12 protein-coding genes are annotated in these 13,725 nt (G+C 30.4%); 4 read left to right on the top strand and 8 right to left on the bottom strand.

Features of this window, described 5'->3' with window-relative positions; genetic code table 4:
• The first annotated feature begins 104 nt into the window (after positions 1–104).
• Positions 105–707, top strand: a complete 603-nt coding sequence (locus NPA09_RS02945) for a restriction endonuclease subunit S (RefSeq protein ID WP_129723008.1) — start codon at positions 105–107, stop codon at positions 705–707.
• Between the two features lie 26 nt (positions 708–733).
• Here NPA09_RS02945 and NPA09_RS02940 read toward each other — a convergent pair whose 3' ends face one another.
• Positions 734–1,021 (bottom strand): hypothetical protein, encoded by a 288-nt coding sequence (locus NPA09_RS02940; protein WP_129723010.1) that lies wholly within the window; start codon positions 1,019–1,021, stop codon positions 734–736.
• 51 nt (positions 1,022–1,072) lie between these two features.
• Between NPA09_RS02940 and NPA09_RS02935 the strand changes: the two genes are divergently transcribed.
• The 3 genes from NPA09_RS02935 (at position 1,073) to NPA09_RS02925 (ending at position 4,418) form a co-directional block, all read left to right on the top strand.
• On the top strand, positions 1,073–1,882 hold the full coding sequence (locus tag NPA09_RS02935; protein ID WP_129723012.1) for a MurR/RpiR family transcriptional regulator: 810 nt from the start codon (positions 1,073–1,075) through the stop codon (positions 1,880–1,882).
• 126 nt (positions 1,883–2,008) lie between these two features.
• Complete coding sequence (locus NPA09_RS02930; RefSeq protein ID WP_129723014.1) at positions 2,009–3,745, top strand: PTS transporter subunit EIIC; 1,737 nt, start codon at positions 2,009–2,011, stop codon at positions 3,743–3,745.
• Positions 3,729–4,418, top strand: coding sequence for an N-acetylmannosamine-6-phosphate 2-epimerase (locus NPA09_RS02925; protein ID WP_129723016.1), 690 nt, complete (start codon positions 3,729–3,731; stop codon positions 4,416–4,418). The genes NPA09_RS02930 and NPA09_RS02925 overlap by 17 nt, the downstream gene beginning before the upstream one ends.
• A gap of 324 nt (positions 4,419–4,742) precedes the next feature.
• Here NPA09_RS02925 and metG read toward each other — a convergent pair whose 3' ends face one another.
• The 7 genes from metG to dnaE all read right to left on the bottom strand — a co-directional run bounded on the left by metG (position 4,743) and on the right by dnaE (position 13,709).
• A complete protein-coding gene (gene metG / locus NPA09_RS02920; protein ID WP_129723018.1) occupies positions 4,743–6,272 on the bottom strand; it encodes a methionine--tRNA ligase in 1,530 nt (509 codons plus the stop codon).
• 1 nt (position 6,273) lies between these two features.
• Positions 6,274–7,047, bottom strand: a complete 774-nt coding sequence (locus tag NPA09_RS02915) for a tRNA1(Val) (adenine(37)-N6)-methyltransferase (RefSeq protein WP_129723020.1) — start codon at positions 7,045–7,047, stop codon at positions 6,274–6,276.
• A 52-nt stretch (positions 7,048–7,099) separates the two neighbouring features.
• Entirely contained in the window at positions 7,100–7,969 is an 870-nt protein-coding gene (locus NPA09_RS02910) for an ATP-binding protein (RefSeq protein ID WP_129723022.1), read from the bottom strand.
• 53 nt (positions 7,970–8,022) lie between these two features.
• The gene (locus NPA09_RS02905; RefSeq protein ID WP_129723024.1) at positions 8,023–9,063 is read right to left on the bottom strand and encodes a replication initiation and membrane attachment family protein; all 1,041 of its coding nucleotides are present in this window, start codon (positions 9,061–9,063) and stop codon (positions 8,023–8,025) included.
• A 298-nt stretch (positions 9,064–9,361) separates the two neighbouring features.
• Positions 9,362–9,907, bottom strand: coding sequence for a nucleoside/nucleotide kinase family protein (locus NPA09_RS02900; protein WP_129723026.1), 546 nt, complete (start codon positions 9,905–9,907; stop codon positions 9,362–9,364).
• Positions 9,901–10,779 (bottom strand): 5'-3' exonuclease, encoded by an 879-nt coding sequence (locus tag NPA09_RS02895; protein WP_129723028.1) that lies wholly within the window; start codon positions 10,777–10,779, stop codon positions 9,901–9,903. The genes NPA09_RS02900 and NPA09_RS02895 overlap by 7 nt, the downstream gene beginning before the upstream one ends.
• On the bottom strand, positions 10,779–13,709 hold the full coding sequence (gene dnaE / locus NPA09_RS02890) for a DNA polymerase III subunit alpha (RefSeq protein WP_129723030.1): 2,931 nt from the start codon (positions 13,707–13,709) through the stop codon (positions 10,779–10,781). Before dnaE ends, NPA09_RS02895 begins: the two co-directional genes overlap by 1 nt.
• Between the last annotated feature and the right edge of the window lie 16 nt (positions 13,710–13,725).

Genomic DNA, 13,725 nt, shown 5'->3' with positions numbered 1-13,725 from the left:
AACATTTTATTTTTGCAGAATACTAAAATGTCTTTCAATTGTTCGCTTGCTTTTAGCGTAAGTGTGAAATACTTAAAAATTTAAAATAAGGATTACTCTCAAAAATGCTTCCAAATTTAGGTGCATCGATTCCGAAAATACGGTTTAAATGTTTTGATGATAAGTGGATTCTTCAATTATTAAAATTTGTAGCCTCATATAGAAATGGCAAGGCTTATGAAAATAATATTGATTCAAATGGAAAATATATTGTGGTTAATTCCAAATTTGTATCAACTAACGGAAGTGTTATTAAAAAAACAGATGAACAAAACGAACCATTATTAAAGGGTGATATAGCATTCGTGCTAAGTGATGTTCCAAACGGTAAAGCTTTAGCAAGAACTTTTTTAATAGAAAGAAATAATACGTTTACCATGAATCAGCAAGTAGCCGGCATAACTCCGTATGAGAAAATAAATTCTTATTTTTTAAGTTTGATTATGAACAGGAATCCTTATTTTTTATCATTTGATGATGGAGCAAAACAGACAAATTTATCAGTAGAAAATGTTCTTAATTTTGAGACAAACTATCCATCTTTTAACGAACAAGAAAAAATTGGAAAATTCTTTTTTAATCTCGATAAATACCTAATTCTTAATCAACGTAAGTGCGAAGCGCTTAAAAACTTAAAACAAGGTTTTCTCAATAAAATGTTTTGTTAAAAAAACACACTTTAGTTGTGTGTTTTTTATTCTACCAATCCCAGTACGCTAAAAAACGATGATACTCCTATTACGGCACAAGCAATTGTTAGGAAAATGCAAATAATTAGTGTTGTCTTATTGAATATCTTACTTTCCTCAAAACCAACTCGAGTTTTGTGTCGAATTATTGCGGCAAAAGTACCAAAAAATATGGTAAGAAGTGCAAAGATCGAAAAAATTATCAATCTAACTTTTACAGCAGTCTCATTTTCGGGAGCAATCTGATGCCCCATAAATGTGTCTAAAAAATAAGTAATGTTTTGTGTATTCATGTTGCAATTATTATATCATAGGTTTTGTTTGTATAAGGTTATAATTTGATTATGGAGTTATTTAAAGATGAACTAGCAAAACTCACAGATACAGAGAAAATGTTAGTTAAACATATTAACGAAGATTTAGAGTTTTATTCAACAAATTCGATTGAAAAATGTTCAAATCGCAGTAATGTTTCAACTGCGTTATTTTCACGTTTGCATAAAAAACTTAATTTTGAGTCTTTTAAACAAATGCAGTTTTTTATTCGTCATAAATACCTTAATGAAATTAATTTAAGCAAGTGAGATAGTGATCTCGCCTATAAAGTTGCATTTTATTATATTAATGCCATCCAAAATACCGCTAATACTTTGGATAGAAAGAAAATTGATGAAGCAGTAACAAAGATAGCTAAAATGCGTAAGGTAATTTTGTTTGGAATAGGTTCAAGTTTAATAGCCTGTCGTGAGTTTGCACTTAGTTTACAAAAACTAGCAATTACTCCACTCTATGATCCTGATTTTCACACCTTTTTACTTTCAATTGGTTACTATATTTCAAAACCAGAAAAGCCGTTAGTAATTCTTGTTTCAAAGAGTGGAAAAACAAAAGAGTTTCGCTACCTTTTAGATTTACTAGAAGCTAATCAATTTGATTATTTAATTATCACTGCTAATCGTGCTCTAGCTGGTAAATATAAAAACGTGTTATTACATCACACACTTGAACAAAAGAACCGTATTAATGCCTTAAGTAGCAAAGTAGTTCAACAATATATTCTTGATTTACTACTTTTTAAAATTATTAATATCTTGAACATTTCCGAAATTAAAGAAAACCAAACTAAGGTAATTGATGACTGAAATAATAGTTAAATTTTTTCACATAGAACTATTATCATTGTAAAATTTTTTGCTAAATCTATAGATATATATGTTACTTACTTAAAATAAAAGTGAGCAGGTATTTGCTCGAATATATTTTATTTTAAGAAAGGTAAAATGGAAAAAGCTATTGAACAAAAATCAAATAGCAAAAAAGGGATTGTTAAAGGTTGATTCCAAAAACTATCTCGTGGTTTAATGTTGCCGATTGCCATCTTACCAATCGCTGGGTTATTACTAGGGATTGGTGGTGCTATTGGCGCTAATGTTCACACTGAGACTGGAACAATTTTTGCCAACATTTTCAAAGGAATGAGTGAGGTTGTCTTTGCCAACCTTCCTATCCTTTTTGCTATTGCTGTTGCTATTACATTTTCGAATGACCGAGGAGGAGCGGGTTTTGCCGCCGTTATAGCCTACTTAGTATTTAATGCATCACAATTTGCATTTATTCAATTTGATGCTGTAAGCGGTAATGCCACTTCGGTACTCTGATTCCAAAAAGTAGTTGGTGGTGTTGTTGTTAAAAACCTAGGTATCACAAGTTTAAACACCAGTATTTTTGGTGGATTAGTGATCGGGATTGTTACAGCATACACCTTTAATTATTTTTCAAAATTACAATTGCCACAAAGTATTAGTTTCTTTTCAGGAATTAGATTAGTACCAATTGTCCTTGTGCCAATTGCTTTCGCAGTTGCACTTGTTTTCTTACTAGTTTGACCACTTGTAGGTCGTGGAATTTATGAAGTAGGAACATTACTTCAAAAATCACCACGGGGACTTGATGGTTTAATTTACGGAACATTTGGTAGAGCATTAATGCCATTTGGTTTACACCACATTCCAATTATTATGGCTTTCCAAACTGAGTTTGGTGGAGTTATTTCATATGACCAAGTTGATGCAGCACTTGCAGCGGGTAAAATTACTGCTCAAAGTGCAGCTGATATCAAATTGGCAATTAGCAACTTTACCAATGGTAATACACAAGTTGTTGGTGACCAAAACATCTGAAATATGATTAACGGAATGGCAACTAACACAATGGAAGGAATGAAACTATTTCAGTTCTTTGATCATAAACTAGGTATTAATGCTGGTCGCTTTACTCAAGACTACCCAACCTATCTTGGAGCATGTATGGGTATTGGACTTGCGATTATTCTTGCTGCAGAAAAACAAAACCGTAAAACTGTAGCATATACTGTTGGTAGCGCGATGTTAGTTGCCTTTTTAACTGGTATTACTGAGCCACTTGAATTTACATTTTTGTTTGTAAGTCCTGCTCTTTACTATGTAGTTTATGTACCATTTAGTGGCCTTGCTTATGCATTGATGTCATGATCGCAAGCCCATGTCGGTGTTGGTTTTGCCCGTGGATTTATTGATCTTATTATTTATGGTGCAATTCCTGTAGCCAAAGGAACGGCATTCTACTGAGCATTTGTATGAGCAATTTTACTTGGTGTACTTTCATTTGTGATTTTCTACTTCTGAATTGTCAAAGGAAAAATTGCAACACCAGGTCGTTTAGGTAACAATTTAGGCCTTCTTACAAAAACACAATTTAATGAACTTAAACAAGGTAAAAACAAAGCAAGCGATAAAGATATTTTAGGTATTATTGAAAAACTTGGTGGCATTAATAACTTAAAATCTGTTTCAGCTTGCGCAACAAGACTTCGTCTTGAACTAGTTGACAATATTGAACTAAAACCAGAAGATTTTGTTGAATTTGGTTCATTTGGACTTATTCAAAAAGGTCTTAGTGTGCAAATTATTTTTGGCGGAAAAGCAACAATTATTGCCGACGAAATTAATATAATTAAAGATAATGAAACTACCAAATAAATTATTTATGGTTTCGTGTCAGGCTACCGAACACGAGCCAATGTATGGCAAGGGTGTTGTTCCTTGTCTTGTTAAAGCCGCCCTTGCCGGTGGTGCTAAAGGGATTAGAATTAGCCAAGAAGAAAACCTTAAGCCTGTTTTAGAATTAGTTCCCAAAGATCTCCCTCTGATTTGTTTGATTAAAAAACATTATGAAAATTCTGACGTTGTTATTACCCCCACGCTTAAGGAATTAGAATTTTTAACTTTAAATAACGCGCCAATAATTGCAATTGATGCAACCCTTCGTCAACGCCCAAAAGAATCACTTGCAGAATTGGTAGCATGATTTAAAAAAAATAAAAAAGAACATCAATTATTAATGGCCGACTGTTCAGATTATGAAGATGTTGCTAATGCTTTTGAACTTGGTTTCGATTTAATTGGCACCACACTTCGTGGTTACACAAAAGAAACAAGTGGTATTAGTAATTTAGATAACGAGATGCAATTTTTAAAAGATGTTGTTAAACTTAATAAAAAATACAACAAATATATTGTCGCTGAAGGTGGCTTTAATTCACCAAACGACGTTAAAAAAGCGTTCGCTATTGGCGCTAATTGTGTAACTGTTGGTTCAATGATTACTCGTCCCAACATTATTACAAAATGATTTCTAGACAATATTAAATAAAATAAAAAAGTAGGCAATAACCTGCTTTTTTATTTATTCAGATAATAGTGTCGTGAGCGTAAAGTTGTTATTATATGTTTTAGATTTTCGTGTGCTCAAGAATGTGTGGCTTGTGCCTAACATGTCGTTAAATTTTTTATCATTGCATCATATGATCTTTAAGTTTATTTTATTGTTTTTGGCAACTTGTTTTCTTGTATTTTTATATAAATATATTTATTTTAATGTATTTTTTGTACATTGTAATATTTTAAATTTATATTCAAGATCAAACCCATGTTACAATTTTTGTATTCAATACTAAAAAACAGGCTCTTGCCTGTTTTATTTGTTAAGTCGTTTTCAAAGCATGAAATTTTGTTCCGGGATGATGCTATCAAATTTCTTAAGGTCGCTAATTTTTGTTAGTTCTAACTTAATCTTTAAAGCATTTTCAACGTCTGCTATTTTTACAGGCATTACTGCTTTTAAGAAGTAAGAAATGGCATAGATTCCATTTAATAATAAATTAAGAATCGGCTCTAGTTTTTTAGGTTCATTTGTAAGTGTTCAAGGTTTGGTATAATCAATAAAAACGTTCATTTTTGTTGAAAAATCATTGATTTTTGTAAAAATTTGATCAAGACGAAATTCATTTAAAAACCGCTCGATTTGTTTTGGTAAATTATTAATTTCTGTTTCGATTTCTTGATACTTTTCATCTTTGATCTTTTTGTATTTAACACCGTTTGTAAAGGTATTGCTGATCATTTTTAGTGTTCGAGAAATCAAGTTTCCATAGTTATTAATAAGTTCATTATTTACAGTTTCGCGAATTAAATCTTGGTCAACATTTCCATCGGTTCGATAGTCAATTTTTGCCGCGAAGTAATATTTCACCATTTCGACATCAAACTTTTCTAAAAGTTCGTATGGGTCGATTACATTACCAATTGATTTTGACATTTTCATATTTTTTGATAAAAGTCATCCATGAACTAAGAAATTTGTTGGTAAAGGAAGATTGATTGATTTTAAGAAAATAGGAAAATAAATTAAGTGAAAACGAGAAATTTCTTTACCTAAAACATGAATTCTTTGACTAGTCTTTTCTCAGTAATCAATGTAATTTTTATTACCTTTTGTTCCATATCCTAATCCAGTTAGGTAACCAAAAAGCGCATCAAGTCAAACATAAATTGTTTGCTTTTCTTTAGTTAGTGTTTTAATTCCTCACTCGATATTTTCACGTGTTACCGACAAGTTTTCTAATCCCTTGTCAAGAAAACTTCCGTTAAGTTCATTAATGACTTTTTGTGGAAAAACTAAATTTTCAGTCTTGAGAAATTCTTTTAGTCAGGTTTCATATTTCTGCATTAAAAAGAAGTAATTTTTTTCTTCTAATTTAATTAATTTACAGTGGCTAACAGGGTGAAAATAATCATCACCTTCCTTGATGGCGTTTGTTAAAGTAACAAATTCTTCATCACTTGTCGAGTATCAAGCCGAATATTTTTTAAGTTCAATATCTTTATGATCAAGCATTTTGTTAAAGATATCTAAGACAGTTTGTTTGTGACCTTCGTTGGTTGTTCGTTCATAAAAATCAAGATCAAGTTTATATGTTTTTCATAAGTTTAAAAACTTTTCATTAATCATATCAACAAACACTTTTGGTTGCATTTTATTTTCAGCTGCTTTCATTTGGATTTTAGTTCCGTGTTCATCAATTCCGCTTAATAATTTAGCATCATGACCAAAAAGACGAAACATATTACGTAATACTCAGGCAAAATTTGTGGCATATAAGTGGCCAATATGGAGATTACCAGAAGCGTAATACAATGGGGTTGTAATTAAAATTTTCTTTTTCATTTTATTCCTTTACTTTGATTGGTTTGTATAAATCAGCAATTTCTTTATTATATATATGATTACTTTTATCTTCAGGATGAAGATATAAATTAGGTAGAAAATGTATTCCTCATCCAGACATATAACGAGCTTCAATTAAAACGAATTTGGGTTTTTCATAAATTCGCGGGCAAACAAAACGAATTCGTTTTGGTTCGAATTTATGTTTGCGTAGCAATTCCATTACATCAACAAGTCGTTCAACAGGCAGAACCATTGTTAAGTAGCCTTTTTGCTCGATGATTTTGGCGCTACCTATAATTATTTGTTCAAGATTTAAATGAATTTCATGTGTTGCAATTAATTTTTCTTGTGTTATATTTTTGGTTTTGATCACCGATTTTTCTAACGGGTAAAAAGGCGGATTGCAGACAATCGAGTCGTATTTTTTGCCTTGATTGAGGGCAAGATTTTTATAGAAATCATTAAAATCATCATTGATTATTTTAATCATATTTTGCTTGTTGTTAAGCTTAATATTTAGCTTAGCAATTTCACAAGCTTTTGCTTGTAATTCGAGCGCATCAATTTGCAAATTTTTATTTCGTTCGGAAATAAAAATTGCCAGTGCGCCATTATTAGTGCCTATTTCTAGTAAGTTATTCATCCGTTTGTTTAAAAAAACAAAATTACCTAGTAGAATCGTGTCTACTGAGTAATTGAACATATCTTTGTCTTGGTAAACGTATAAATTCGAGTCGTAGCCGAGTGAATTTTTTACTAACTTGTCTTTCATATTATTCAATTATAAACACTATTGTCTATTAACTAACGAATAACTTAATAAGTTATTTCTTTGTACTACGAATGTTAATCCCATCAGTTTCGATGTTTATTGTGTTATTATCAAGATAATCTTTAATTCTGGCATAAACTCCAAATGAGTCAGCCTTTTTCTCAAAGTTTTCGATTAAGTCTTTAAAATCATCTTGTTTATAGTTGGTGGTAATGATAATTGGTCGGTTATTAAGCTGGCGAGTAACGATAATGTTATAGATAAAATCAAGCAAGAATCATGAGGTATAAGGGTTGGCCGGTTCGCGACCAAGGTCGTCAAGGACAAGTAAATCAACTTCTGATAAGCGTTTTAATAGCTCAAATTTATCATCTTGATTTGCATTAATGTATTGGAAAAGAGTTAAAGTTTGAGCAATTAAAATGTTTTTATTTTTCAGTGCAAATTCATTAGCGATTGCGTGTGCTAAGTAAGTTTTTCCACTACCATAAAGTCCATAAAGATACAAGTCTTTAACTGGTTTGTTTTTTAATCCTTCAGTCATAAATTTATTGATATGATTTCAGTTTTCTTTTTGTCAGGGCAAGGTAGCTTTAATAATTTTACGAATATCGGCATTACGATATTCATCATTATCCGCCAAAATATTAAGGATATCTCAGCTAGTATTATCGATAATTCGTTGCTTACGACCGTTGCTATCATTTTTAAAATCAATAGTTAAATAGATTCTGTTAAATTTGGGATCACGTTGTAGCAAAGGGACACGACCACTGCCGGCGTATGTTTTATTTACAATTATGTTATAAAAATTCTCAATAATCGGTCAGTATTCAAGAACTTCAAATTTGGTTGCTTGTACATTTTTTAGTTGGCGAATGACTTCCTTGTGCTTAATAATTTTCTTTTGAAACTTATCCATTTTTACCTCTATTTTATAAATTATAAATTAATGTTGCCAGCGGCAACATTAATTTAGAGATTATATTCACCTTGATATTCTGTAACTTGTTTAGTTTCTGGTTCTTTTTTCTTGGTTTCTTTAGTCATTTTTTCAACAATGCTGAGGTAAATCTTTTTCGATTTGAACTGTTCGCTAGCATTTTCGGTTAAACGTTTATGTTTAAATGCTTCATTAAGATGTTCTTCAATGCTTTCGAAATCAGTAAAATCTTTTTTTAATAAATCTTTAGCAATGGTACGAACATATTTTTCGTTGATAATTTTGTTATTAACATGAAAAGCGTAACTAAAGAACAAATTAATTGATTTTTGGTCAAAGCCCATTTCCGATAATTCGACAATGAATTTTTGAGTACGACGAATAACTGTTTCATTGTAAACATAATTTTCTTTTGTTTTAATTAAAAATTCATAAAAATTAATTGATGAGTCGTTGAGTAAGTGGAAGTATAAATTATCGGTTAGCTGAGGGTTGTTAATTGTATCTTGCACATATTGGATGGTTGATGTGTCACGATTAAGGGCGATTTTGTTACGTGCAGGAACTACAGCATCTTTATCGATATTTGGCTGAATTTCTGAATCGAAAACTTCATCATAACCAGCACTAATATCTTGTGTGTCTCATTCATCAATTTGTTCTTCAATTTGTGCGTATTGATCTTTTAATGCTTGCAGTACAATTTTGCTTGTTTTTTTAACAAGAAGCGATTCAAGTAATTTGTTATTAAAGAATTTAAATGGATCCAATGGTTTTATAAGTTCGAAAAATACCATTTTTTCTTTAGTTTTTTTCTTTGTGGCTTCTAAAGTGGTGAGCAACGAACAAGCTTCTAGTTTTTTTCTTTGGGCATTAAATTCCTTATATGTAAGACCAGTTTCGGCAAGCAAATCTTCGGTTTTTTTGATTTTCTTGGTGTTTACTAGACTCAAAAGGTACTTATAGAGGTCGATTGCATTATTTAAAATAGGGTTATATAAACCAAAAACATAGTCAATTTCTAATTCATGATTAGTGTATTTTGACATTACTTTAAATTGTAAATTTTGCATAAGCGCCCTCCTTTGTTCGTATTTGTTAATATCATTATAGCAACATAATTTACTTTGCAATTGGCTATCATATTCAAATTTGCGCTTGCTTAAAAAATGAGATGAATTTTTAACAATGTAGTTAAGGTAAAAAATCATATTCAACCCTAAAAAATACGTAAAAAATGTTTTTTTGTTTGTTTTTTTAAGTTTTTCACAATAAAAATTCTCATAATTTATTGAAAAAAATATGGTAATTTTTCAGTTTTAAAATTGATTAAAACCAAACTTAACAAAAAACGTAAAAAACACAATAAATTTATTGATTTTTTAATAAATTCGTTTTACACAAAAACAAAAACTCTTCGACATCAACGCCGTTATCGCCATTGATTGTGAGGTCAGGCATAGTTTTTATTTTTTGTCTCGCAAGCTTTTCAATTAATGCAATTTGTTTTTGTGAGCGATATCTTTGTTTTGTGCGTTGCGCTCGAATCTTGGAATTTGTATCAATAAAAACGATTTTGTTAAAAAAACTACGAAAATCAAAATCGTTATTTTGTAAAACGGGAATTTCAACAAAATCGTATTTATTTTTACTTAAATGCTCATAGATTTTGTGGTAAAAAAAGTTTTCAATTACTCGACGTTTTGTATCATCAAGAATTAAAGATGAAATAACGCCTTTTTTATCCTTTATATTTTGATCAAGTGTAAGCAATGTAAAAAGTTTGTTAATTTCATCTTTATTTTCGTAAATGTTTTTAATAAATTCATCACAAGAAAAACAAGCATATCCTTTTGCTTTTAATTTATTTAATAAATATGATTTTCCACTGCTTGGTAAACCCGTAATTGCTATCATGTTTTATAAAATCTTTCTAGGACGTTTTCAGCACCGAATTCGGCAATTAAATCCTTATCATTTACTTTTGTAATATTTAGCTTCAAATCAAAATCGTACATATTAAGTGGAACATCATAGCGTAGTTGAGCTAAAAACTTACATTTCTCAGCAATATCCTTTGAATCTAAAAATTTTTGCTGAATTGAAGGTGATAATTCATTTAGATTATTAAAAATATTATGGAATGAGTGGTATTCATTTAATAGCTTAATAGCAGTTTTATGTCCTATTCCTTTGACGCCAGGAAGGTTGTCGCTGTTATCGCCAGCAATTGCTTTGTAATCAACAATTTGACTTGGTTCAATGCCAAAATATGCGAAAAAATTATCTTTGTTTAGATGGTCAAATTGTTTTGTTTTAGTATTTTTTGTGACGATATCAATGTTACTAAAATCAAGCATTTGAAACATATCTTTATCGCTACTATAGATAAAAATTTGTGAATCGTTTGGATTAAATAATTTATACGAGCTAGCAATAATATCATCGGCTTCGAAACCTTGAATTTCCAAACGTTTAATATTTAATAAATCAAGAAAATGTTTTACATATTTTAGTTGTTGAAAAATTGTTTCATCAACCTTTGTTCTTGTTCCTTTATATTCTTTATAAGAGTCGTGACGAAACGTATGTGAATCTGTATCGAAAGCAATTAACATATGGGTTGGTTTTAAGTAATTAATAACTGAAGACAACGTGTTTAAAAATACACGCACACCACCCACGTGTTTCCCATTATAAAATCAGTATTTATTATCAGGTTTACTTGTTGCAAAAAATGATTTGAACATTAGTAAATTACCATCTAAAAGTAAGACTCTATTTTTCATTATCGATCACCCAGTTTTTTTGTTATGCGTAAATTACCTTTATTTGACATCGCCATTTCAACTTCGAAATACTTACCTACTTCAACTTCGTCAAAGATTGGGTTATGTGAATTAAGTCAAAGTTGCGAAATCGCCATCCCGTCATTAAAATCAACTAATTTTAAAGCTTCATTTTTATTGATGCTTTTGATTCTTTCGATTCTAATAATAATTCGGTAAAAAATGTTTGGATTCATATCATTGACATAAATGTCATTTTTATATTTAAAAGATTCCTTATTAGTTTTGCTTTCGAAGACATATTTAAAATACTTTTGTTGGTATTTTGCAAACATATCCCAATCTTCTTCAACTTTTTTAAAAACAACTATTTTTTCAAGCATATCGCCAACTTCGTAATAACCATTTGATCCTTTTTCGTTGGCATGGAATCTTGAACGCGGATCTTTTTCAGCTATTTCGCTTTCAAATGCTTCCAATGCATTTTCTAGTGTTTTTACATTTCCAAAGATTCGTAATGTGTTGGATTCGATTAATTTTTGTAAATTGCTTGCGCCAATATTAGCATTAGTAAATGCGTTGATAAAGGTTCAAAAATTTGCAAAATCAGTTTTAGGATTTAAGGAAGCTTTTAGCTTTTCGCTAGCTGCGCTACCCAATCCATTTATATATTTGATTGGTAAAGTTAGCTCATTATCTTTAATTAAGACATAGTCATCTAAATGAGTAATAATTGGGGAGTTAATCTTTATTCCCGAAGCCTTTAATTCATCGATACACATATTGACTTTTTCTTGTGAACCAATGAAAGAATTAATTAAACTTGCATAAAAATAAAGCGGGTATCTTGATTTATAATAAGCTAATTTATATGCAATGTATGCGTAGCATACCGCGTGCGATTTATTAAATCCATAATCAGCAAAGTGTTCAATTTGGTTATAGATATCGATTGCGGTTTCTTTGTTGTAGTGATTTTTAATGGCGCCGTTAACAAATTTTTCTTTTAGTGTTTGTAACTCATCAATTTTCTTTTTGCTAATCGCGCGACGAAATAAATCAGCTTCTTGTAAACTCATATTGGCAATTTTTTGACAAATTTCCATAATTTGTTCTTGGTAAACAATAATGCCGTAAGTTGATTTTAAAATTTCGTCGTACTGTGGACTAATTGATGTAATCTCGCGGTTGTTGCGGTTTTCTATATATTTGGGAATATTTTGCATTGGCCCTGGTCTAAAAAGTGAAATAACATCGTAAATATCACTAAACTTTGTAACATTAACATTTTTTAATGTTTGTCGCATTCCATGACTTTCAAGTTGAAAAATACCAAGAGTTAAACCTTTATTTAGTAACGAAAAGGTGCGGGGATCATCCCTTCTAACATCGAATTTATTTTCAATATTGTTTTGTTTTAAATATTCTTCAATTTGGTTAATGATTGTTAGATTTTTAAGACCTAAAAGGTCAATTTTAATTAGTGCAAAATCTTCCAGATACTCCATACTTAATTGGGTTTGCAAATAGGTATTGATGGTGGCATTAACCCAAACTGGAGTGCTGTCTATAATTGGTTTTTTACTCAAAACAATTCCCGCAGCGTGTGTTGAAATTTGCCGTGGTCGATTTTCTAAATCTTGAACAATTTCTAAAATTTTTTCTCATTGTTCAATGTTTGAAAATTGCTTAATTGTTAATTTTAATTTATTATTTCGTTCGATATCAGCAAACGTTGAGTTTGCTTTAATTGTTGCTGTTACGAGGTTAACTTGTGATAAATCAACTTCCATAATTCGTGCTACATCACGAATCGATGACTTAACGCCTAATGTTTGAAAAGTTGTGATTAATGCAAAATGCTCATATCCATATTTTTGTTTTAAATATTCAAGGACTTCATTACGCCGGTTATCTTGAATATCGATATCGATGTCGGGCATTGTTACCCGGTCCTTGTTAAGGAAACGCTCAAAAAGTAAACCATATTCAAGTGGATTAATTTTAGTTATTCCTAATAAATAAGATACAAGTGAACCAGCAGCCGATCCCCGACCTGGTCCTATCTCGATATTTTGTGTATGCGCCCAATCAATTAAGTCGTGAATAATTAAAAAATAATCAGAAAAGTTTAAGTCACGAATAACCTGTAATTCATGAAAAAGCCGTTGTTTTGCAACTTCAAAATTAGGAAATTCTTTCTTAAGTTCAGTGAACTTTTGTAAGGTAACCATTTTTAAATAATCAAAGCTTGGTAAGTTTTGTTTATTTTTAAATTCTGGTAAATCAAATTTATGCTTTACCTTTTTATATGCACACTGATTAGCAATTTCGTTAGTTCGTTTAATAACTGCAAGATCATAGTCTGATTTAATATTAAATTCAGTTCCTTTATGCGTTTTGCTAAGACCTTTGATTTGACGCAGAACACTTAATACAAGATTATCACCTTGTCTTAGAGTGATGTTTTCTTTTAAAACAATGGCATGCGGATCTTGCTTGTCATTAGCATCGTAAAAATATAATTCTTGGTGCTTGACATTTGGAATGCTGTGGTGTTTTTTAAAAAATCCAAACACAGGATGATCTAAGTAAAAAACTTCATTTGAATTAAGCTCGCTAAATTTGATGGTTTCATCAAGTGATTTTCGATAGCTTAAAGTCTTAATAAATTCAAAGCCTCTTTTTGATTTTGGCAAAAGAATAACTCGGTAATTTTCAACATCAAGGTCGATACCAACTATTGGTTCAATATTATTTTTGATACACTTATCAACAAAATTACCGAATGAAAAGAGATTATTATGTTCTGTCACGGCAAGTTGTTTTAGCTCATGTTTTAAGGCAAAATTAATTAGGTCATCAACTCTAATTGTTGATTCTAAAAAACTATATTCGGTGTTAGTGTGCAGGTTGGTAATTTGCTTCATATTACAATTATATAGT

It is taken from the genome of Mycoplasmopsis equigenitalium, from assembly GCF_024498255.1.
GTDB lineage: Bacteria > Bacillota_I > Bacilli_A > Mycoplasmatales > Metamycoplasmataceae > Mycoplasma_H > Mycoplasma_H equigenitalium.
The sequence above is the reverse complement of the archived record's forward strand: the minus strand, read 5'-3'. Positions and strand labels throughout refer to the sequence as shown.